Source organism: Streptomyces sp. KL2, from assembly GCF_046529545.1.
GTDB lineage: Bacteria > Actinomycetota > Actinomycetes > Streptomycetales > Streptomycetaceae > Streptomyces > Streptomyces radiopugnans.
Genome location: NZ_CP127170.1, coordinates 4,281,981 through 4,301,300, shown reverse-complemented (window position 1 = coordinate 4,301,300; position 19,320 = coordinate 4,281,981). Strand labels below are relative to the sequence as shown.

Genomic DNA, 19,320 nt, shown 5'->3' with positions numbered 1-19,320 from the left:
ATTTGCAAGACGCCTCTTGCCTTCTGCCTACCGCAGCGAGGATAGTGAGGGTCCCCCACAGTCAGACGGACGGAAAGGCGGACGGCCGTGGCGCTCTCCCCAGGCACGATGACCCTCCCGGGACCGGTCGGCGTGTGCCCTGACCTGCGCCAGGAGACATTCGAACTGCCGGCCCAGCCCTTCTCCGTCACCGACGCCCGCGACCGCGTCTTCGAGCGCCTGCTCCAGTGGGGCTTCACCCCGGAGGCCTGCCACACGGCACGGCTGGTGGTCTCCGAGCTGTTCACCAACGCCGTGCTGCACACGGACAGCGACCGCATCGGCTGTCTGCTGTACGTCGCCGACAACCAGATACGCGTCGAGGTGCGCGACCAGGGCAGCTACGCCAGCACCCCGGTCCTGTGCTTCCCCCGGGCCGACGAGGAGCGCGGCCGGGGACTACAGCTGATCGAATCGCTCACACAGGCCTGGGGGGTGGAGTCCGCAGGACTCGGACTGGGCCACATCGTGTGGGCCGTCATCCGGCCCTGAGCCGTCCGGAGCCGGATGACCGCAAGGGCCCGGGTCCCCTCCCGGCGAGGGGAGGGGACCCGGGCCCTGCAAAGGACCAGGCCCGAGCCGCGTGGGGGCGGCTCGGGCCTTCCCCTGCCGGCGGGCGCCCGTGGAGCGGCGGGCCGCCGTCCTCAGACCGCTGTCCGCTCCACCGGGATCCACAGCTGTGCCCGCGCCCGCTTCCCGTCCTCCGACAGGCGGGTGCGCGCGATCTCCGGGCCCGGCCTGGCGCGGTACGGGTTGGACGGGAACCACTGGGTGAAGACGTCCCGCCACAGGTACTGGACCGCCTGCGGGAACTCCCCCTCGCTCTCGAAGACCGCCCACGTCCCCGCCGGGACCGCGAGGGCCTCCATGTCCTCCGGAGGCTCGGCGCCGGTCACCACCCCGTGCCAGTAGTCGAGTTCGCTGCCCTCCTCCCGGCCCTCGGCGACGCCGTGGCTCACGTTCACGATGCCGCGCGGCTCCCGGTCGGACAGCTCCTCCATCCGCCGGACGGTCCCACCGCCGATACCGCGCACGAACTCCGCTATCGCCGGGTTCATTCCCTCGTGCACCAGGGGGACACGCGCCCTCCTCCCGACCACGCTGAACCCCTCCCTCTCCACGATCCGGTACCGCATGTCACCGCTCCCTTCGACGACGAGGCGGAAGGACATCCGCGGCTGGGAGCGCAGGGCCGCGCCCGTCCGCCGGGCCTCACCGGGCCCGACACCGTGCACGGCGCGGAACGCGCGGGCGAACGCCTCGCCCGAGCCGTAGCCGTAGCGCACCGCGATGTCGAGCAGCGTCCGCTCCCCGGCGAGCACCTCGGCGCCGGCGACGGTGAGCCGCCTGCGGCGGACGTACTCCGACAGCCCCATACCGGCCAGCGCGGAGAACAGCCGCCTCAGGTGGTACTCCGAGGTGAGCGCGATCCGCGCCAGTTCGGCCGCGTCGACCGGCCGGCCGAGGTTCCGCTCGATGTGCTCCATGGCCTGGTTGAGCCGCTCCAGCACTCCCGGCCCCCTTCCTCTGTACTGCCGCCCACGCTAGGGAGGCGGCCCGCGGCCGTACCCGACCTCCTGTGCCCGGGATCATCGGGCCGGCCCTCCCGGGAGGCCGTTCCGGGCGGCGCGCGCCGCCCGTCAGCGCCGTTCCACCGCCTCGTGCGCCGCGTCCAGCGCGAGGTGCCACGGGTACTCCTCGGGGCGCCCCTGCCCCGGCGGGTTCGGCACGAAGCCGCCGGGGCCGTACAGCACCCGTGCGCCCTCCCCGCGCAGGACCTCCAGCGAGCGCTCGAACTGCGGGTGCCGGGCGTAGGTGGAGTTCAGGCACGGCATCACCACCAGCGGGATGCGCTTGCCCATCGCCTCCGCCGTGAAGCCCACGACGAATGTCGAAGTGATGCCCAGCGCACAGGCGTTGATCGTGTGCAGGGTCGCCGGCGCCACCACCACGACATCCGTCCTGGGCCACGTCTCGGGCCGGCCGTAGGAGCGGTAGGCGCTGCGCACCGGGTGGCCGGTCAGCTCCTCCAGCTCCGGCAGCCGGTCCTCCAGCCACTCCCGTGCGCTCGGCGTCAGCCCCAGGCACACCTGCCACCCCCGCGCCTGTGCGTCGCGGATCGCGCGGTCGATGTAGACGACGGGCGGGGAGGCGCAACCGAACAGGTACATGACTCGGTTCCTCATGCTCCGCAGTTCACCACACCTGATCAGCGCGAACTCACTGGGACGGGCGGCGGGTCGCGGGTACCGTTCAGATGCCGCGAGAAACGGAGGGACCCGGTATGCCCGCATCCGACGACGAGCACATCGGTAACCGGATCGCCGCCCAGCGCAAGCGCGCCGGACTCACACAGCAGGGGCTCGCCCAGCGCATCCCCTACTCCTACAGCCTTCTGCGCCATGTCGAGAGCGGCCACAAGAGCGCTTCCCCGCAGTTCGTGGCCGCCGTGGCCAGAGCGCTGCGCACCGATGTCGCCACCCTGACGGGACAGCCCGCTCACTCCCCCCGGCCCGACCGCGTCGACGGCCTGGTCCGGCCCATCCGCGAGGCCCTCGACCTGTACGACCTGCCGACCGACTCCTGCGGCCCCGTCCTCCCCGCGCCCGAACTGGTCGCGGCCGCCGACGCGCTGTGCCGCGACGTGCGCGGCGCCCGGCTGTACCAGGCGGCCGCCGGCCTGCCGGGCCTCCTGGCGGACCTGACCGTCTCCTGCCGGGAGCACCCGAGCACCGAGCTGTGGCGGGCCCTGGCGTCGGCGTACCGCAGCGCGCACGACGTGACGACGAAGCTCGGCAGCTACGACCTGGCCGTCGTGGCGCTGGACCGGATGGGCTGGGCCGCCGAGCACGCCGGCGATCCGCTGCTCGGCGCGATCCGCCAGTACAAGCGGGCCCTGTCCTACCGCAGCCGGGACGCCGAACACCGCATCGGCCTGCGCATGGTGGCGGTCGGGCACGATCTGCTGCGCCAGGCCGGGCAGAGCACCGAGAGCCTCGCGGTGGCCGGACAGCTCCACCTGGGCGCGGCCGTGATCGCGGCCCGCGCGGGCGACGCGGCGGCCGTGGAGTCCCATCTCGCGCGGGCCGGCGAAATCGCCCGGCGCACGGGCGAGGTGGGAGCGGTGCACTGGCTGTCCTTCGGACCGGCGAACGTGGGGGCGCACGAGGTCTTCGCCCGGCTGGAGCTGTGCCAGTACGACGCGGCGCTGAGCGCGGCGCGCGCCGTGCGCCCGCCGCGCGGCTGGGCGGCCTCCCGCCGGGCCGCGCTGCTGGTGGACCGGGCCCGCGCGGAGATGGAGACCGGCCGGATCGAGGCGGCGCTGGCCTCGCTGGCGCAGGCGCGCACGCTGGCGCCCCAGCAGACCCGCTTCCACCCCCGGGTGCGGGAGACGGTGCGCGGCCTGCTGAACCTGCGGCGCAGGTCGCCGGACGCCCTGACGCGGATGGCCGCGTGGGTCGGCGTCTGACGGCCGGGTCCTCCGTGCGCGGGCCCGCGCACGGAGGACCCGTACACGGCGGCCGGGGGCGCGACGGCGGGCGGTGAGGGGCGGTCACGCACACCGGGGCGTGCGCCCCCGTGCGCACACATGGGCGGCACCTGTCACCGAAGAGTGACAGTTGAGGGCCGGCCGCGCCGCCACTCTGTGTCCGTAAGCGACCATGACGAAGTCCGGGGGAATTCGTGCAGACGACACCCGACGCCACCCCACCCGCGGCCCCACCCGCGGCCTGCGAACCACTCGGCCGGACCGGCCCGTTCGGTCGGACCGGCCCGGAGGAGACCGGCCCGCAGGCCCCGTTGGCCGATCCGCCGGAGGCGGCCGCCCTGGTGGACGCCGCCGCCGTCCAGCGCACCATAGGCCGCGCCCTGGCCCACGGCAGCGCGCCCCTGCGCCACGGGGAACTGGTGGAGCTGGAGGCCCTGCTGCGCGACCACATCAGGCTGCTGCTGCCGATCGCGCGGGCCCGCGCCGCCGTCCTGCGCCCCAGCACCGCCCAGTGGCTGCGCTACCGGGCCCGGCTGGACTGGATAACCAACCAGGCCGGACGGGAGCTGGACGGCGGACTGCACTCCGCACGGCAGCAGGTGAGGTCCCTCGCACACGACTGCCGATGGCTGCTGCGTCAGACCCCCGAGTGGAACAGGAAGGCGACACCGTGACCATCTCCCCGCACCCCGCACCGGCCGGCACCGCCGTCCAGCCTCCGCCGACCGGCTGGCTGGACCCCACCGGCCGCGTCCCCGCCGTCCTGGCCGCCTGGGAGCACGGCGCGCTGGGCGAGGTGCCCGCCGGGATCGCCTGGGACGTGGTCCGCGTCCCGCTGCCCCTCGCCGGGGAGACGGTCCGCAGGATGCGGGCGGCACGGGCTCCGCTCGGCCCCGTGCTCTCCACCCCGCTCGGCGCGGACTTCGTCGTCGCCCTCGGCTCGGCGGACGGCTGGGAGGTCGCCGGCATGTCCGTCCTGGGCCGCGGCACCCTGGTGCTGCTGCCGCACCCGGACGTCGTCGAACCGGACCGGGTCGGCAACCGGGGCTGGATCGTCCGCCCCTCGGACCGGGCACCCGCCTGGGGACCCGACCTCCGTGACGCCTACGCCGGGGCCCGCGCCGCCGCGGCGGCCGATGCCGCGGCCGCCGCGGAGACGTCCGGGTGAGCGGGGCCCGGCACCGTACGCCCGGCTGATCCGGCGTGCTCCCGGTCGATCCGGCGCCGCGGACGCATGGGAGCCGGTCACCCGGATAGGCGTAACGGGGTGAGCGATTACCAGGAGAGAGGCGTTCCCGCCGAGACCGGCACGGTCCGGCCCGCGCCGCCGCGCGTCCCCGCGGCGCCGCGGGCCCGGACGCTGACGCCCCAGCAGCCGCTGGAACCGCGGCGGGACGGCGAGGGAAGCCTCGCCCACGTGGTGGAGACCCTCCTCGACAAGGGGCTGGTGCTCAACGCGGACATCATGGTGTCGGTGGCCGGTGTCGAACTCCTCGGCATCCGGCTGCGGGCGGCGCTGGCCTCCTTCGAGACCGCCGCGCGCTACGGGCTGGAGTTCCCCTCCGGCACCGATGTCGAGACGGCCGCTTGGCGCGAGGCCCGCGAGGAGAGGGACACCTGCCCCGAGTGCGGGAAGCGTTCGCCGGTGAGCCAGTTGCTGGAGGACATGTGCCCGTGGTGCGGCTGGCGCAGCGCCCGGGCCCGGCTGGCCGAGAGCCGCGCCGCCCCGCGCGCCCTTGCGGACGACGGCGGCCCGGGAGGCGGCGGCCCGGACGACGGCGGGGATCCGGAGAACGGCGGGGATCCGGAGAGCGGCGGGGGCGGTGGCCGTGACGGCTGAACGCCCGCCGATGAAGCCCACCAGGGACCCGCGCGTGACGCTGGACGACCTCGTCGAGGTCCTGCTGAACAAGGGCGCCGTCCTCCACCTGGACCTCATCGTCTCGGTGGCCGACATCCCGCTGATCGGCGTCAGCCTGCGCGCCGCGATAGCGGGCATGGAGACCATGCTGGAGTACGGCATGCTGCGCCGGTGGGACGAGGACACCCGCGCCTGGGCCGAGCGCTCCACCGGACGCCGCGAACTCGAACTGCGCGCCGGGGAACGGCACGTCTTCCACATGCGCGGCGGCCACCTGCTGGAGGACGGCTTCCAGACCACCTGGCGCCCCGGCACCGTCCACCTCACCGACCGGCGGCTGGTCGTACTGCGCCGCGAACCGCGCGAGGTGCTGTGGGAGACGGAGCTGGCGGAGGTGCGCGCGGTGCGGCCGGAGACCGAGCGGACCATCGGCGGCGAACAGCGCACCAGGCTGCGCGTCGTCCTCGCGGACGGCCGTCAGACGCTGGTGTCCTGCACCGAGCCGGAGAGGCTGCGCGCCCTGCTGGCCGCCACGTGCCCCGGCCCGCTGGAGACCTCCCCCGTCGGCCCGGCGGCGGAGGACGGGGGCGGCCGGGCGATCCTCGAAGGCCACCTCTGGTACCACGAGCCGCGCCGCGACGGCCCGTTGTGGCGCGGCGGGCAGGGAAGGCTCACGCCTGACGGGCTGATGTGGAAGTCGCCGCTGGACTCCCGTCCCGCCCTGGTCCTGCCCGCCGACGACATCACCGCCGTCCGCACCGAGCCGGGCGGCTCACCGGCCGGCGGGGGGACGGTGATCACCGTGGAGACGGCCTCGCAGGGGCCGGTGACGCTCACGGCCGACGAACCGGGGCGCTGGGCCGGGGCGCTGGAGTCGCTGCGCGGCGCGGAGCCACTGCCCTCGGCCTGACGCACACGGACGGCGGCCCCGCAGGACAGCGGGCGAGAAGCGGGCGGGAAGGGAAGGACGGAGAAGACCATGGCCATCACAGTCGACGAGAAGAGCCTCAAACAGGGGGTGCTGTCCCTGGTCGTCACCCTGGTCGAGGTGATCCAGGAGGCCCTGGAACGGCAGGCGCTGCGCCGGATGAACGGCGGCGACCTGACCGAGGAGGAACTCGAGCGCCTGGGCGACGCCCTGCTGGAACTGGACGAGGCGATCGAGGAGATCAAGTCCGACCACGGCATCACCGACTCCGTCGCCGACCTGCACCGGGGTCTGGACGAGGTGGTGGACGACGTCGTGGACAAGCTGGTCAACCCCGCCCGCTGGGCCGAGGAGGCGCGGCGGTGACGGAGTCGGCCCTGTACGTGTACGCGGTGGCGCCCGACCGGCCCGGCGCCGCCGACGGCGTCACCGGAGTCGACGGGCACCCCCTGCGCCTGCTGGCCGCCCCGGGCACGGGACTGGCCGCACTGGTCCACGACGCGGAGCCGGTCCCCTACCAGGGCCCGGACGAGGACGTGCGGCGGCGGGTGGCCGAGCAGGACCGGGCGGTGGTCGCCGTGTGGGAGCGCACCGGAGCGCTCCTGCCGATGACCTTCAACGTCCTGGTCGCCCCCGACCCCTCACCGCGGGACCCCCGCACCGCCGAGGAGCGGCTGCGCGACTGGCTCACCTCCCGCGCGGCCGGACTCCGCTCCCGGCTCGAGGCGCTGGACGGCCGGGCGGAGCTGCGGGTGGAGATCACGGTCGACCGCACGGAGTCCGCCCGGGACGACGAGCGCGCCCGCGCCCTGGAGGCGGAGATGGAGAGCCGCTCCCCCGGGTTGCGCCGCCTGCTGGCCAAGCAGCTCGAGCAGTTGCGCCGGGAGTCCTCCGAGCGCCTGGCCGACGCCCTCCACGCGGATGTGCGCCGCAGACTGCTGGCCGTGGCCGAGGACATGCGCGAGCGCTCGCGCGGCGTGCGCGACCCGGGCGAGGCGGACGTCCTCTCGGCGGCCCTGCTGGTGCGCACGGGGGACATCGAGGCGGTGGGCACCGTACTGGCGGCCGTCCGGGACGAGCAGCCCGCCGCCCGCATCCGCTTCCTCGGCCCCTGGCCCCCCTACACCTTCGCCGACCTCCCCGACGGCCCCCGCGAACCCGCCGCCCCGGAGCGGGCCTAGACACCGTCCGTCCAGCGGACCCGTCCCGCGGCCGGAGCGCCTCCGCCCGCGGGACCGGCCGCGCCCTACATGCCGAACTCCTCCGGGGAGAGCCCCAGCGCGGCGCAGGCCTCCCGGATGGCCTGCTGCTCGGACTGGTCGATGTGGCCGTCGGCACCGGCGATGACGATGCCGGTCTGGACGACGGCCCTGGCCTCCGCCGGCTTCTTGGCGGCCTTGGCGATCTCCTGCAGCGCCTCCGCCCTGCCCGCCTGGAAGTCGGCCGTGAGCCGGTCCACATGGCGGTTGAACCGCTGACGCAGCTGCTCGGGCGGGAAGTTCTGCAGAACGTCGTTGCCGACGATCATCGACTCCATCCGCTGCCGCTCCGACGGGTCCACATGCCCGTCCGCGGCGGCCACCAGCGCGCACATCGCCATGCTCGCGTCCCGGTACGCACCGCTCTTCAACTCGGCCTTCGCCGAGGCGAGCTGGGACTTCAGCAGGCCCACCAGCTGGGCCTTCGACCCTCCGCCGGAGCCGGGACGGGAGCCGTGGCCCTGGCCTGCCGCCCCCGGCCCTCCGGCTCCCGGTCCGCCCGTTCCCTGCCCGCCCCGGGACTGCTGGAGGTTCCTGGCCTGGTCCTTGAGCCGATCCCACATCGCCACTGGCGTCATCCCGTCCTCGGCCGCCGCCCGTCCTGTGCGGGCCGCAGTTCCTCGTTCACCGTCCGCCATCCCAACGTCCCCGGGGCCCGCCCGGGTTCCGGGGACGGTCGGATCACCCTTTCGGGGCGGGCCGGTTGCCGGTTCAGGAGCCGAGTACGGCGGCGACGGCCTCGATCTCCACGAGCTGGTCGTCGTATCCGAGCACCGTCACCCCCATCAGGGTGCTGGGCACGTCGTGGTCCCCGAAGGCGTCCCGGACGACCTCCCAGGCGGTCACCAGATCCTTCTGGCGGCTCGACGCCACCAGGACCCGGGTGCTGATGACGTCCTCGATCGAGGCGCCCGCGTCGGCGAGCGCGGTCCGCATGTTCTCCACGGCCTTCGCCGCCTGCCCGGCGTAGTCGCCCTTCGCCGCCGTGGATCCGTCCTCGTTCAGGGGGCACGCCCCGGCGAGGAAGACCAGCCGCGCCTCGGCGGGCGCGGTGGCCGCGTACGCGTACTCGGCGACGTCGGACAGGGAGCCGGAGCGGATGAGGGTCACGGCACGGGCCACGGCGGTTCCTTTCGGCGCTTCTCAGGGTTCGGGGCTCGGAGGTCTCGGGGGTCCCGGGTCCGGGCAGCCAGCCTGCCACAGCCCCCCGGGTCGGCTCCTCCGGATAAACGGGCGGCAAACCGCCCTGCCGGGCACCCCGTCAGGCGGTCGCCTCCTCCTCCGACAGGGCGGCGAGCAGCCAGTCGTGGGCGGCGCCGGGCGTCGGCTCCGGCGGGCCGGCCGGCGGCGCGGTCACCTCGGCGACGAGCTGCCAGTAGCGGTCGATACGGGGATCGGCCGCGAGCCGGGTCCTGAGCCCGCGCCGGAAACCGGGGGTGTCGCTCGTGCCGCGTGAGCGGGCGTAGGCGGAGACGAAGCAGTCCAGCGCCTCGCCCCGGTGCGGAGGCCGTCCCGCCCGCATCGGCTCGGCCGCCAGTCCGTACGCCTCGACCAGGCCGCCGTAGAGCACGGCCGGGCGGTAGCCCTCCTCCGGCCGGTGCGCCGCCGGACGGCAGTGCCGGCCGGTGCCGGGGCAGGGGCCGGAGACGAAGGCGTGCAGCCGGGCGAAGGCCAGCACCTGGGCCGGGGTCGGGTCGTCCGGAGGCTGGGGGATCGCGTGTTCGAGTATCTCGGAGACCAGCCGGGCCGGGAGCCGCGGCGGCAGCCAGCCCCGCCAGAAACGCGCCAGTGCCGCCGTGCCGGGTGGCGCGGACACGGCGCCGACCAGCCGCAGACGGTCGGCGCGCTCCTCGGCCGTGCAGTCCCGCACCAGACGGAGGGCCGCCTCCCGCCAGCGAAGGGCGGCCAGTTGCGAGCCGACCTCCCGCAGCCGCCCGGCGACGACGTCCTCCAGTGCGTCCTCCCGCTCCAGGGCCCGCCCCACCTCCGGAACCGGCACGTCGAGGGCGCGCAGCGAGCGGATCGTACGGAGCCGGTCGAGCGCTTCGGGACCGTAGCGGCGGTGGCCCCCGGTGCTGCGGCCGGCTTCGGGCAGCAGCCCGCGGTCGGAGTAGAAGCGGACGGTCTTGACGGTGGTGCCCGCCTGCTCGGCGAGTTCCCCGATGCTCCACAGGCCGTCGGGCGACAAGGCTTGAACCTCCCTCAGGGGGAGTTCCTACCGTATCGGCGAGCGCGGGCGGCCCGCGCTCGGAAGAGGCGGGGAGGAGACGGCCATGACGGCGTTCGTACTGGTGCCGGGCGCCCACACCGGCGGCTGGGTGTGGGAGGAGGTGGCCGCCCGGCTGCGGGGGTCGGGGGCCGGGGCGTACCCGGTGACGCTCACCGGCATGGGCGGCCCCGGCGATCCGGCGGGACCGGGCACGGATCTGGAGACGCACATCGGCGACCTGGTGCGGCTGATCGACGGGCTGGACGCGCCACGGGTGGTGCTCGTCGGGCACTGCTACGGCATCCACCCGGTGCTCGGCGCCGCCGGACGGCGCCCGGAGCGGATCGCCCGGATCGTCCACCTGGACACCGGCGTCCCCCGCGACGGCGACCCGGCCCTCGCCCTCGTGCCGGACGGCACGGTCCGCGAGCGGCTCCCGCGCGAGACCGGGCGGGGCGGCGGGCCCGGGGACGGGCTGCTCCCTCCGCCGTCCCCGGACGGCTGGCGGCGCTGGGGCAGCACCGCCGGCGTACCAGGGGAGGCGCTGGAACGGCTGGCCCGCCTCGCCGCACCCCAGCCCGCGGGCACGCTCACCCAGCCGCTCCGGCTGACCGAGGCCGTGTCGAAGATGCCGACGACAGGCGTCCTGTGCACCGCCAACGGACCGGGCATCGCCGCGATCGAGGCCATGGTGGGCCTGGGCGACCCCCGCTTCCGGGCGCTCGCCGACCCCCGGGTGGGCTTCTTCGAACTCGCCACCGGGCACTGGCCGATGCTCTCCGCCCCCGGCGAACTGGCCGGCGTGCTGCTGCGGGCCGCCGCCGGAGAGGGGCGCCGGATCTCCCCGCCGTCGGACGAACGGCCCGCGCATCTGCGACCGTTCATCGTGGACGTGCCGCAGGCGCGCCGCGAGCGGACGGGACGGGTCGACCTCCATCTGCCCGGCGCCGACGAACCCCGCCCGGCGGTGGTGTTCGTCCACGGCGGCCCGGTTCCGCCCGACGCGCGCCCGACCCCCCGGGACTGGCCCATCTTCACCGGCTACGCCCGGTACGCGGCGAGCCTGGGCGCGGTCGGCGCGACGGTGGACCACCGGCTGCACGGCATCGCCGACTACGGGCGCGCCGCCGAGGACGTCCGCGAGGCCGTCCGCCTCGTACGGGCCGACCCTCGCGTGGACGGGGACCGGATCGCGCTGTGGTTCTTCTCCGGCGGCGGGCTGCTGTCGGCCGACTGGCTGGCCGCGCCGCCGCCGTGGCTGCGCTGCGTGGCGGCCACCTACCCCCTGCTCGCTCCCCCGCCGGGCTGGCCGGTCGACGCCTCCCGCTTCCATCCCGCGACCGCGCTGCGCACCGCGGGACGGCTGCCGGTGGTGCTGACCCGGGTGGAACTGGAACTCCCCGAACTCGCTGCCACCGTCCAGGAGTTCCTGGTCGCGGCGGAGCACCGCGAGGCCGCCGTGGAGGTGATCGACGTACCCGGCGGCCACCACGGCTTCGAAACCGTCGACCACACCGAACCGGCCCGCCAGGCCGTGGACCGTGCGGTGCGGTCCGTAATGGGCCACCTGAGGAACTGACCCGCCCGCGGCGGAACCCTCGGCGGGCCGCCGGGAGTCCTCTCCCGTACGGGGTTCTCGTTCCGAGCGGAAGAGGTGCGGTCACGTGGCGGGGGGACGCGTCGCGCGTGCGGCCAGGAAGGCAGGCGATTGCGTGGCCGATTTCATCGGCGAGGTGCTGTTCGAGGCGGTGCTCGCCATGGTCGCCTGCCTCGTCCTCGCAGCGGGAGCCGCCGTCTTCCTGGCGGGCTGGAGGATCAGCCCCCTCGTCGCGGGCGGCTCGCTCGGCGGCTTCCTGCTTCTCGCCGGCTACGGCGCACGGGAGGTCTTCCGGCCCGCGGGGCCCGTCCGGCGCGGGCGTCTCACCACGGTGTCCGTCACCGCGTTCGTTCTCGTCGCCCTGGTCCTCTACGGGGCTTCGTGCGACTGCGTATGACGCCCGGCAGCCCCCTGGCGGCTCCGACCCAGCCCTGAAGGCGGTCGCCGCGCTCCGTGAACGGACCGCTCCCACTCCCTGTTGGCGTAGCCGGCGGAACCGAGTAACGTCGCCCGACGTGAACACCGGACCGGCGCCACGCCACACACGGATCGGCTATCCGGTGGAGGGCTGACCGCACGGCGGGGGCGCGGAAGGCACCCCCACGGTTCGGCACGCGGACCTCCCCGCGCCCGCGCACCGCGAGTCCATCTCTCCGTGCCGAGCGACAGTGAGGTCAGCCGAATGACAGTCACCTTCAACCACACCATCATCGCCGCCAGGGACCGCGAGGAGTCGGCCCGGTTCTTCCGGGAGCTCCTGGAACTGCCGGAAGCACCGTCCTGGGGCGTGTTCACCAACATCCAGCTCACCGACGGCGTGCTGCTGCAGTTCGCCGAGCCGCCGGTGGAGATCCAGATGCAGCACTACGCGTTCCTGGTCGACGACGACCTGTTCGACCGGGCGTACCGGCGGCTGTGCGAGCGCGGTGTCGAGCACTGGGCCGATCCGCAGATGCGGCGCCCGGGCGAGACCAACAACGAACACGGTGGCCGCGGGGTGTACTTCAAGGACCCCTCCGGCCACGCGATCGAACTGATCACCCGGCCGTATCTGTAACCGGGCGGGCGCGGCCGGCCACGGCCGCTGACACCAGGCGGTGATGCGCCGCCTGCCGCCGCCGAGTTACCTCGTACGGCCCGGGGCCGGCCCCGGGCCGTACGGGCCGAGCCCACGGCCACCGTCCGGCCGCTCCCCGGAGGCTGTCAGCACCGGGTGACAGGATGCCCTGCCATGACAGCACCGATCAGTGAGTCGTGGACGCGAATCGAGGGCTGGCTGGCCGGACGCGCCCCGGCGACCCGCACCGCGCTGGCGCCGCCCGCGGATCCGGCGGACATCGCCGAAGTCGAACGCCTCGTCGGCCGACCACTGCTGAGACCCCTGGTGCAGTCGCTGCTGCGGCACGACGGCCTCCTCGACCAGCGTTCCTGGCTGCTGCCGGGCTCCTACAGACCGTTGAGCGCACGCGAGACAGCGGCCGAGTGGAGACTCCTCACCGGCTTCTACGACAAGCGTGCGGCGGATGAGGAGGGAGAGGAGGAGGTGGTCCACCACTTCATGAAGACCGGGATCAGCAGCGCCCTGTACGGACATCCGCAGTTGATCCCCATCGCGCGGGACATCCGCGGAGGCTGCCTCGTACTGGACCACCGTCCCGGGACCGACCGGGGGCGCGTCCACGAAGTCGAGGCCGTGGAAGGCGTCATGCGCGGGTCACACGAGATGTGGACGTCCCTGCCCGTACTCATGGAGCGGATCGCCACATCCCTCGAGACCGGCGAGTCCCTCGACGGCCACACACCCGTGGTGGACGAAGAACACAGGCTGTCCTGGGACTTCGCACCGCTGCGGTGACCGGGCCCCGCAGACGGGGGACCCCGGTCCGCCCCGGTCCGGGCGGCGGTACGCACACCACGATCAGCGAGGCACATCCCCACCTCGGCGCTGCGGTCGGGCGCGCTCAGGCGCGTCCTGCCGGATGACCGTCACCGGGCGGCCTGCCGGTATGCCAGGGCTCGGTCGACCACCTCGTCGGCGGTGATCTCAGGCCCCCGGTCGCAGTAGAGGTAGTCGCCCACGTGGGGGCAGGCCAGGCCGCGTTCGAGCTCGTCCACCAGCGCATCGCCCTCGGCCTCGTCGGCGTAGTCGCCCTCCATCAGGCGCCGCACCAGGAGAAGTGCCTCCTCGCGGGTCATGCCACGACCGGTCATACGTGGTCCTCCGTCCGATGTGGGGTGATGCGGAGCTCCGCCCTGTCCGCCAGGCCGTGATCGGTCCGCGTCCGCGCGGCGGACGGACGTCCAGCCCGCCCGGCTTCCCCTCCCGTATCGCTGCCGAGTTGGTGAGACCATGCCGCTCGTGGGCAAGCAGCACAAGCACCATGATCTCCGACACCGGCTCCGGGAGGCGTTCGCCTGGCGAAGCGAGGAGGGCCGGGCGGATGTCTCCCAGTGGTGGGCCGACCCGTCCGTCCTGGGCGAACTGGGGCCCGCGCTCGCCGACTTGCATTCCTCCCGGGACCGGATCACGACCGTACTCGCACCCGAGGCCACGGGGTTTCTCCTCGGGCCTCTGGTGGCGGTCTCCCTGGGTGCGGGCTTCGTCGAGATGCGCAGAGGGCTGAGCGAGGCGGAACTGGGGGACCAGGTCCTGCTGCGCAGCACGCCACCGGACCACTTGGGCCGTACCGTCGAGTGGGGCATACGGCGCCGCCGGCTGTGCTCCGCGCACCGGGTGCTCTTCGTGGACGACTGGGCCGACACCTCCGCCACCGCCCAGGCAGCACGCCGTCTGGTGGAGGACTCGGGCGCCACCTGGGCGGGGGCGGTCGTCCTGGTGGACGGCACCGACCCCTCCGCACGTCGCGACCTCGGCCTCCGAGGACTCCTGCGGGATCGGGAACTGGGGTGAAGGCGCGAGCGGCGCGCCTCCAGCCACACCTTCACCGTCCGGCCCCGCCGCCGGGTCGTCGAACGCACCCTGGTCCGGCTCATGCACCACCGCCGCCTGGCCCACGACCACGAAACCCCACCCGCCCGCTCCGCAGCCAACCGCCGGTGTTGTCGTCCACCTGGCGTGCCGCTATTGAGACGGGATCGTCTTGAGCCAGTCGTCGACGGTGACGACAGCCGCCCACTGCGGGAACAGTCGCTCGACGAGGACCCGGTGCACTTCCGGGTCGGTGTCCAGGCAGGCGTCGGAGAGGACGGTGAGGCCGAAGTCCAGGTCGTTCGCGTGGCACAGGGTGGACAGCACCACAGCGCTGGTGGCGATGCCGGTGAGCACGAGGCTCTCGACACCGCGCGCCCTCAGCACCACGTCGAGATCGCTGCCCGAGAACGCGCTCGCTCGTCTCTTGGTGACCACCACGTCGCCCGGCCGGGGCGCGACCTCGGGGTGGATCTCGGTGCCGGGGGCGCCCTCGACATAGAGGCCGGACCGTGCGATGGCGGTGAGAGCCCTGTTGCGCGTGCCGACTTCCGGGAAGCCGGGACGTAACGCGATGACCACGTAGATCACGGGGATGCCGGCCGCCCGGGCTCCGTCGATCGCCCTGCGAAGGCGTGGCAGGTACCCGGAACCGTCGTCGGCGATGTCCACGACGGCCTGTTGGACGTCCATCACGAGAAGGGCGCTGCTCATGTCGTCTCCGGTGACGAAGTCGGTTCGGCGTTGGGACGGGCCGGGTTCTCCGCGCCCTCGGGCAGGTCGGTGGTGTGTCTGTCGGGCAGGATAGGACGGGCGCAGGCGCTCAGCCGGCAGTTCGTGCGACGCATGGTGAATGACGTTGCCCTGCACGGCTTTCGCCGAAGACGGCAGCGCACTGGTGGACGGCGCTGGTGGACGGCAGGCGGGCGAGCAATCACCGCTTGGGGGGCGAGGTAGGGCGCTCGCGGGCCCGAGCTGCGGGTTCCCTGGCTTGGCGCAGTGCGGCCATGCTGCCTGCTCCACACCTCGATTCCCCGTGGGTCTCCGCCCGTTCTGACACGAGAGTGGCACGGCCCGAGAGCCGCGCCATGCCTCCTCGATGCGAACCACCGGCGGAACGGCCCCGAGGCCTTCTCGCCAGGTCAGTCGGCCGTCCGGGGCTGTTGACGGTCGGCTGCGGTCGCGCTGGTTGCGGTACTCCGCTGCTGTACGACAGCGGGACAGAACCCACGGCATGCGGGTGCCTCATCGGCCTGGTGGGACTGCCGACCGTGCTTCGGTGACACATCCTCCTCCACGCCCCACCACCACTCGGCCTCTCCCCGGTCGAGCAGCCGTCGGATCCCAGCAAGGCCCGTGTTCGGCGGGACGTCGAGGGCGGCCATGTCGAACTGCTCCATTCCCTCCAGCCGCCCGCGACCCCGCGGACCCTGGCGGACGAGCTGAACGTGGAGGGCCTGTAGCCGCGCGACGGCCCGGCCACGGCTGGCAACATCAGAACCTGATGTCAAAGCCCCCCGGCCTCGTTCGGCCGGGGGCTTCTCCCTGGTGGGCGCAGACGGGTTCGAACCGCCGACATCTGCCTTGTAAGGGCAGCGCTCTACCGCTGAGCTATGCGCCCGGGGTGAGCCCACAGCGTACCGTGCCGCGCCGTGTGTGCCACAAACGCGGGGAGGCGGGGGCTGTCCCCACCCCGGGTCCGGTGGGGCGCCGGATGCCGTCGGCGGGCGGGAGTCCATAGCGTCGACAGGGCGCCGCCGGGCAGCCCCGCCGAACGGATACGGAGACCGTCCATGACCACCGAGACCCGCCGCAGCACCGTACGCGCCCTGGTCGCCGTCGTCCTCGCGGTCGCCGCCACCGCCGGGGTGGCCGGGTGCGTGGATGCCGGTGACGTGCCGCCCGAGCAGCGGGTCTTCGAGGTCGGGAAGGAGGCGGAGACGCTGGTGGTCGAGGTCGAGGACTCCCCCGTGGAGGTGGTGGCGGCGGACCGGGCCGACGTACGGGTGACCCGGTGGTTCGACGGGATCGCCTACGGTGGCAGCACCGGGGCGCGGTGGTCGATGGAGGGCGGGACGCTCTCGCTGGGGCCCGCCTGCTCCGGGCTCGCGAGCTGCGACATCCGGCACCGGGTGGAGGTGCCGCACCGGCTCGCGGTACGGATCGAGGGCCGCGACGGGGACGTCACCGCGCGTGGGTTCCGTGAGGCGCTCGCGGTCTTTGCCGACAACGGCGGGATCAGGGTCCGCGATGTCACCGGGCCTCTGGAGCTCAGCGGCGACAACGGCTCCGTCGAGGCCACCGGGATCGGCTCCCGCGAGGTGACCGCCGAGGCCGACGACGGCGGGCTGAGGCTGGTTCTGGTGCGGGTGCCGGAGCGGGTGGAGGCCCGCGGCCGCAACGGTTCGGTCACCGTCGAGGTGCCCCGCGCCGCGTACCGCGTGGACGCCGCGGCCGACAACGGCGGGACCCGGGTGGAGGTGCCGCGGGGCGGCGTGGGTGACCCCGCCATCACCGCCCGCGCCGCAGGCGGCGATGTGACCGTACGCCCCGCGAGCCGGCAGGACCGGTCGTGAGGTGATCGCCCCGATCGCCCCTCGTGTGTTCCCCTGGGCCGGGTGGGAGAATGGCAGCCGGGCCGGCGAGGGCGTACGGGGAGAGGACACACGTGGCGGCGATGAACGGCGGCGCACGCCGCTGGGGCTGGGGAGGCGGCGGGCGCGCCGAGAGCCGGCGCGCCGAGGCCCAGGCCGCGAAGGACGCGGCGGCCACCGCTTTCTACGAACTGGACACCGCCCAGCGGGATCTGCGGATCTCCATCGAGACCCTCGCGGCCGTCGACGACTCCCCGGCCGCGCGCCGGGCCGTCGAGGACTTCGCCGAGTTCGGGCGGCGGATCGACCAGGTCAGCCACGAGTACATCGCCACCGTGGACGCCCACGACCTGGAGCGCGACGAGCTGGACGGCGACGCCGCCTTCCGCGCCCGCCGGGCCCTGGACGGGACGCGGGAGGACCTGGAGCGCACCCGCGCGGACCTGGAGCGGTTCGGCCAGGGGCTCGGTCCGCTGCTGGAGAAGGCCGAGACGCAGCTCGCCCGGCTGGCCCCGGAGGTGGAGCGGGCCCGGCAGGCGCTGCTGGGCGCGACGAAGGCGCTGGACGCCGTACGCGCCGCCGGGCTGCGGGCCGACGAGGCGGCGGCCCGGCTGGCCGCCCTCTCCCCCGAGCTGACCAGACTCAACGAGGGCGCCGCGCGCCACGGCGTGCGGGACACCCTTCAGCGGGCCGAGCGCGTGCTGCGGGAGGCGGAGGGGGTGCGCAGGGAGGTCGAGCTGCTGCCGGAGCGGGCGGCCGAGACCGACCGGCGGCTCTCCTCCCTGCGCACCCGAGCCGAGGCGCTGCGGCACCGGGCGGAGAACGTCGGACCGGTGCTGAGCGAGCTGCGGCGGCGGTTCACCGTCGCGTGCTGGGAGGACCTGCAGAACGTGCCGGAGCAGGTGGCGGGCGCGGTGCGGCAGGCGGAGGAGAAGCTGGCCGAGGCGCGTACCGCCCGGCAGGAGCAGCGGTGGGCGGATGCCACCGCCCGGCTGTCGACGGTGCGGGCGCTGCTGAACGACGCCGACGAGGCGGTCTCGGCGGCCGGTGAGCGCCTGCGGCGGCTGAACGAGGTCTCCTTCGACCACAGCGGTGAGGTGGAGCGGACACGCTTCGCCATCCGGGACGCCCAGCGGCTGGCGATGGCCGGGCGCAGCCACCCCGATCCCCGGCACGCGGGTCCGCTGGACGGCGCGGTGGCCCGGCTGGAGCGGGCCGTGGCGGGGCTGTCCGGGCGGCATCCGGACTGGTGGGGCTTTGTGACGGAGCTGGACGCCATCCGCGAGACGGTGGCGGACGTGGTGCGCCGGATACGCGAGGAGCGGGCGGCGGGCGGCTGAGCCGCGCGGTGCACGCGGCCGTGGACGGCCCGGTGGCGCGCGGCCCGGTCCCGCCGTGGTGCCGCGGCCGCTGTCCACAGGCTTCCCGCGATCGCCGGGCCGCCGCTTATCCTGCTCGTATGCCCCGATACGAGTTCCGCTGCCGCGCCTGCGGCACCACGTTCGAAGTGAACCGCCCGATGGCCGAGTCCGGTGCGCCCGCCAGTTGCCCGGAGGGCCACGACGACACGGTGAAGCTGCTGTCCACCGTCGCCGTGGGCGGCGCCGCCGCCCGGTCCTCCGCCCCGGCGCCGAGCGCGGGCGGCGGGGGCGGAGGGTGCTGCGGGGGCGGCTGCTGCGGCTGACGTGAGGCGGCCGGTGGGGAAGGCCGGCGGATGCGGCCGCGCGCGGGCTACAGCCTGCGCGCGATGGTCACGCCGTCGGCGACCGTCAGCATGATCGACTCCATCCGGTCGTCTGCGAGGACATGGTCGTTGAAGGCCCGGATCGCAGCGGCGTTGCCGGTGGCCTCCGGGTCGGCGACCTCGCCGTGGAAGAGCACGTTGTCCGCGACGATCAGTCCGCCCGGCCGCATCCGCGGCACCAGCTCCTCCCAGTAGGCGATGTAGTTCTCCTTGTCGGCGTCGAGGTAGGCCAGGTCGATCCCCTCCTCGGCGGGCAGGGCGCGCAGCGTGTCCAGGGCGGGGGCCAGGCGCAGGTCGATGCGGTCGGCCACCCCCGCCCTGGCCCATGCCTCGCGTCCGAGGTCCGTCCACTCGCGCGAGATGTCGCAGGCGATGAGCGTGCCGTCCTCGGGCAGGGCCTGGGCCATGGCGAGGGCGGAGAAGCCGGTGAAGGTGCCGACCTCCACGACGCGGCGGGCGCCGACCAGCCGTACCAGGAAGGCCAGCATCGGGCCCTGCTCCTGGGCCGACTGCAGCCCGGCCCGGTCGGGGAAGCGGGCGTGCGTGGTCTCCACCAGGTCGCGCAGGACGGGGTCGAGCGGCGGGTTGTGGTCGAGCACGTACCTGTACAGCTCGGCGGTCTGGAGGGGGCGCTTGTCGCGGGATGCCGGTGATGTCATGCCCGCATCCT

24 protein-coding genes and 1 tRNA gene are annotated in these 19,320 nt (G+C 74.4%); 16 read left to right on the top strand and 9 right to left on the bottom strand.

The window, feature by feature from the left end; all coding sequences use genetic code 11:
* The first annotated feature begins 87 nt into the window (after nucleotides 1–87).
* On the top strand, nucleotides 88–531 hold the full coding sequence (locus QPK52_RS19325) for an ATP-binding protein (RefSeq protein WP_410538725.1): 444 nt from the start codon (nucleotides 88–90) through the stop codon (nucleotides 529–531).
* 152 nt (nucleotides 532–683) lie between these two features.
* Here QPK52_RS19325 and QPK52_RS19320 read toward each other — a convergent pair whose 3' ends face one another.
* Together QPK52_RS19320 and QPK52_RS19315 are read right to left on the bottom strand one after the other, a co-directional pair.
* Nucleotides 684–1,550, bottom strand: coding sequence for an effector binding domain-containing protein (locus QPK52_RS19320; protein ID WP_410538724.1), 867 nt, complete (start codon nucleotides 1,548–1,550; stop codon nucleotides 684–686).
* A 129-nt stretch (nucleotides 1,551–1,679) separates the two neighbouring features.
* Nucleotides 1,680–2,225 (bottom strand): flavoprotein, encoded by a 546-nt coding sequence (locus QPK52_RS19315; RefSeq protein ID WP_410538723.1) that lies wholly within the window; start codon nucleotides 2,223–2,225, stop codon nucleotides 1,680–1,682.
* Between the two features lie 98 nt (nucleotides 2,226–2,323).
* On the opposite strand from QPK52_RS19315, the gene QPK52_RS19310 reads away from it, so the two are divergent.
* From QPK52_RS19310 to QPK52_RS19280, 7 genes are all read left to right on the top strand, one after another.
* Nucleotides 2,324–3,508, top strand: coding sequence for a helix-turn-helix domain-containing protein (locus tag QPK52_RS19310; RefSeq protein WP_410538722.1), 1,185 nt, complete (start codon nucleotides 2,324–2,326; stop codon nucleotides 3,506–3,508).
* Between the two features lie 215 nt (nucleotides 3,509–3,723).
* Nucleotides 3,724–4,203 carry a DUF6415 family natural product biosynthesis protein gene (locus tag QPK52_RS19305; protein WP_410538721.1) on the top strand — a complete coding sequence of 160 codons (480 nt, stop codon included), beginning with the start codon at nucleotides 3,724–3,726 and terminating at the stop codon, nucleotides 4,201–4,203.
* On the top strand, nucleotides 4,200–4,697 hold the full coding sequence (locus tag QPK52_RS19300; protein ID WP_410538720.1) for a hypothetical protein: 498 nt from the start codon (nucleotides 4,200–4,202) through the stop codon (nucleotides 4,695–4,697). The genes QPK52_RS19305 and QPK52_RS19300 overlap by 4 nt, the downstream gene beginning before the upstream one ends.
* A 99-nt stretch (nucleotides 4,698–4,796) precedes the next feature.
* On the top strand, nucleotides 4,797–5,369 hold the full coding sequence (locus QPK52_RS19295) for a gas vesicle protein (RefSeq protein ID WP_410538719.1): 573 nt from the start codon (nucleotides 4,797–4,799) through the stop codon (nucleotides 5,367–5,369).
* Nucleotides 5,370–5,379: 10 nt separating this feature from the next.
* Nucleotides 5,380–6,300, top strand: coding sequence for a gas vesicle protein (locus tag QPK52_RS19290; RefSeq protein ID WP_410538718.1), 921 nt, complete (start codon nucleotides 5,380–5,382; stop codon nucleotides 6,298–6,300).
* 69 nt (nucleotides 6,301–6,369) lie between these two features.
* Entirely contained in the window at nucleotides 6,370–6,684 is a 315-nt protein-coding gene (locus QPK52_RS19285; RefSeq protein WP_093654800.1) for a gas vesicle protein K, read from the top strand.
* A complete protein-coding gene (locus QPK52_RS19280) occupies nucleotides 6,681–7,499 on the top strand; it encodes a GvpL/GvpF family gas vesicle protein (protein ID WP_410538717.1) in 819 nt (272 codons plus the stop codon). Before QPK52_RS19285 ends, QPK52_RS19280 begins: the two co-directional genes overlap by 4 nt.
* Nucleotides 7,500–7,564: 65 nt before the next feature.
* Here the strand turns inward: QPK52_RS19280 and QPK52_RS19275 are convergent, their stop codons facing one another.
* The 3 genes from QPK52_RS19275 to QPK52_RS19265 all read right to left on the bottom strand — a co-directional run bounded on the left by QPK52_RS19275 (nucleotide 7,565) and on the right by QPK52_RS19265 (nucleotide 9,765).
* Complete coding sequence (locus QPK52_RS19275) at nucleotides 7,565–8,146, bottom strand: tellurite resistance TerB family protein (protein WP_410538716.1); 582 nt, start codon at nucleotides 8,144–8,146, stop codon at nucleotides 7,565–7,567.
* A gap of 142 nt (nucleotides 8,147–8,288) precedes the next feature.
* The gene (locus tag QPK52_RS19270) at nucleotides 8,289–8,699 is read right to left on the bottom strand and encodes a RidA family protein (protein WP_410538715.1); all 411 of its coding nucleotides are present in this window, start codon (nucleotides 8,697–8,699) and stop codon (nucleotides 8,289–8,291) included.
* A gap of 139 nt (nucleotides 8,700–8,838) precedes the next feature.
* Entirely contained in the window at nucleotides 8,839–9,765 is a 927-nt protein-coding gene (locus QPK52_RS19265; RefSeq protein WP_410538714.1) for a MerR family transcriptional regulator, read from the bottom strand.
* A gap of 85 nt (nucleotides 9,766–9,850) precedes the next feature.
* Here QPK52_RS19265 and QPK52_RS19260 point away from each other — a divergent pair, with 85 nt between their 5' ends.
* The 4 genes from QPK52_RS19260 (at nucleotide 9,851) to QPK52_RS19245 (ending at nucleotide 13,238) form a co-directional block, all read left to right on the top strand.
* Nucleotides 9,851–11,365 (top strand): alpha/beta fold hydrolase, encoded by a 1,515-nt coding sequence (locus QPK52_RS19260; protein ID WP_410538713.1) that lies wholly within the window; start codon nucleotides 9,851–9,853, stop codon nucleotides 11,363–11,365.
* 133 nt (nucleotides 11,366–11,498) lie between these two features.
* The gene (locus QPK52_RS19255; RefSeq protein WP_410538712.1) at nucleotides 11,499–11,780 is read left to right on the top strand and encodes a hypothetical protein; all 282 of its coding nucleotides are present in this window, start codon (nucleotides 11,499–11,501) and stop codon (nucleotides 11,778–11,780) included.
* A gap of 285 nt (nucleotides 11,781–12,065) precedes the next feature.
* A complete protein-coding gene (locus QPK52_RS19250) occupies nucleotides 12,066–12,440 on the top strand; it encodes a VOC family protein (protein WP_410538711.1) in 375 nt (124 codons plus the stop codon).
* 174 nt (nucleotides 12,441–12,614) lie between these two features.
* Complete coding sequence (locus QPK52_RS19245) at nucleotides 12,615–13,238, top strand: SMI1/KNR4 family protein (RefSeq protein ID WP_410538710.1); 624 nt, start codon at nucleotides 12,615–12,617, stop codon at nucleotides 13,236–13,238.
* Nucleotides 13,239–13,369: 131 nt separating this feature from the next.
* On the opposite strand, the gene QPK52_RS19240 is transcribed toward QPK52_RS19245, so the two are convergent.
* Nucleotides 13,370–13,594: an e9imm peptide gene (locus QPK52_RS19240; RefSeq protein ID WP_410538709.1), complete on the bottom strand. Its 225-nt coding sequence runs from the start codon at nucleotides 13,592–13,594 to the stop codon at nucleotides 13,370–13,372.
* Between the two features lie 148 nt (nucleotides 13,595–13,742).
* Here QPK52_RS19240 and QPK52_RS19235 point away from each other — a divergent pair, with 148 nt between their 5' ends.
* Entirely contained in the window at nucleotides 13,743–14,294 is a 552-nt protein-coding gene (locus tag QPK52_RS19235; protein WP_410538708.1) for an adenine phosphoribosyltransferase, read from the top strand.
* Between the two features lie 171 nt (nucleotides 14,295–14,465).
* Here the strand turns inward: QPK52_RS19235 and QPK52_RS19230 are convergent, their stop codons facing one another.
* Together QPK52_RS19230 and QPK52_RS19225 are read right to left on the bottom strand one after the other, a co-directional pair.
* Complete coding sequence (locus tag QPK52_RS19230; protein ID WP_410538707.1) at nucleotides 14,466–15,026, bottom strand: cysteine hydrolase family protein; 561 nt, start codon at nucleotides 15,024–15,026, stop codon at nucleotides 14,466–14,468.
* Between the two features lie 832 nt (nucleotides 15,027–15,858).
* Nucleotides 15,859–15,933 (bottom strand) — tRNA-Val (locus QPK52_RS19225).
* A gap of 172 nt (nucleotides 15,934–16,105) precedes the next feature.
* On the opposite strand from QPK52_RS19225, the gene QPK52_RS19220 reads away from it, so the two are divergent.
* The 3 genes from QPK52_RS19220 (at nucleotide 16,106) to QPK52_RS19210 (ending at nucleotide 18,590) form a co-directional block, all read left to right on the top strand.
* Nucleotides 16,106–16,888 (top strand): hypothetical protein, encoded by a 783-nt coding sequence (locus QPK52_RS19220; protein ID WP_410538706.1) that lies wholly within the window; start codon nucleotides 16,106–16,108, stop codon nucleotides 16,886–16,888.
* Nucleotides 16,889–16,938: 50 nt separating this feature from the next.
* Nucleotides 16,939–18,246: a hypothetical protein gene (locus QPK52_RS19215; protein ID WP_410538705.1), complete on the top strand. Its 1,308-nt coding sequence runs from the start codon at nucleotides 16,939–16,941 to the stop codon at nucleotides 18,244–18,246.
* A gap of 119 nt (nucleotides 18,247–18,365) precedes the next feature.
* Complete coding sequence (locus tag QPK52_RS19210; RefSeq protein WP_410538704.1) at nucleotides 18,366–18,590, top strand: FmdB family zinc ribbon protein; 225 nt, start codon at nucleotides 18,366–18,368, stop codon at nucleotides 18,588–18,590.
* A 47-nt stretch (nucleotides 18,591–18,637) separates the two neighbouring features.
* On the opposite strand, the gene QPK52_RS19205 is transcribed toward QPK52_RS19210, so the two are convergent.
* Nucleotides 18,638–19,309, bottom strand: coding sequence for an O-methyltransferase (locus tag QPK52_RS19205; RefSeq protein WP_410538703.1), 672 nt, complete (start codon nucleotides 19,307–19,309; stop codon nucleotides 18,638–18,640).
* Between the last annotated feature and the right edge of the window lie 11 nt (nucleotides 19,310–19,320).

What these genes read in the sequence shown, in the direction of transcription:
- QPK52_RS19315 (WP_410538723.1), bottom strand. Translation starts at nt 2,225, where the DNA reads ATGAGGAACCGAGTCATGTACCTGTTCGGTTGCGCCTCCCCGCCCGTC.
- QPK52_RS19310 (WP_410538722.1), top strand. Translation starts at nt 2,324, where the DNA reads ATGCCCGCATCCGACGACGAGCACATCGGTAACCGGATCGCCGCCCAG.
- QPK52_RS19290 (WP_410538718.1), top strand. Translation starts at nt 5,380, where the DNA reads ATGAAGCCCACCAGGGACCCGCGCGTGACGCTGGACGACCTCGTCGAG.
- QPK52_RS19285 (WP_093654800.1), top strand. Translation starts at nt 6,370, where the DNA reads ATGGCCATCACAGTCGACGAGAAGAGCCTCAAACAGGGGGTGCTGTCC.
- QPK52_RS19260 (WP_410538713.1), top strand. Translation starts at nt 9,851, where the DNA reads ATGACGGCGTTCGTACTGGTGCCGGGCGCCCACACCGGCGGCTGGGTG.
- QPK52_RS19250 (WP_410538711.1), top strand. Translation starts at nt 12,066, where the DNA reads ATGACAGTCACCTTCAACCACACCATCATCGCCGCCAGGGACCGCGAG.
- QPK52_RS19245 (WP_410538710.1), top strand. Translation starts at nt 12,615, where the DNA reads ATGACAGCACCGATCAGTGAGTCGTGGACGCGAATCGAGGGCTGGCTG.
- QPK52_RS19240 (WP_410538709.1), bottom strand. Translation starts at nt 13,594, where the DNA reads ATGACCGGTCGTGGCATGACCCGCGAGGAGGCACTTCTCCTGGTGCGG.
- QPK52_RS19230 (WP_410538707.1), bottom strand. Translation starts at nt 15,026, where the DNA reads ATGAGCAGCGCCCTTCTCGTGATGGACGTCCAACAGGCCGTCGTGGAC.
- QPK52_RS19220 (WP_410538706.1), top strand. Translation starts at nt 16,106, where the DNA reads ATGACCACCGAGACCCGCCGCAGCACCGTACGCGCCCTGGTCGCCGTC.
- QPK52_RS19215 (WP_410538705.1), top strand. Translation starts at nt 16,939, where the DNA reads ATGGCAGCCGGGCCGGCGAGGGCGTACGGGGAGAGGACACACGTGGCG.
- QPK52_RS19210 (WP_410538704.1), top strand. Translation starts at nt 18,366, where the DNA reads ATGCCCCGATACGAGTTCCGCTGCCGCGCCTGCGGCACCACGTTCGAA.
- QPK52_RS19205 (WP_410538703.1), bottom strand. Translation starts at nt 19,309, where the DNA reads ATGACATCACCGGCATCCCGCGACAAGCGCCCCCTCCAGACCGCCGAG.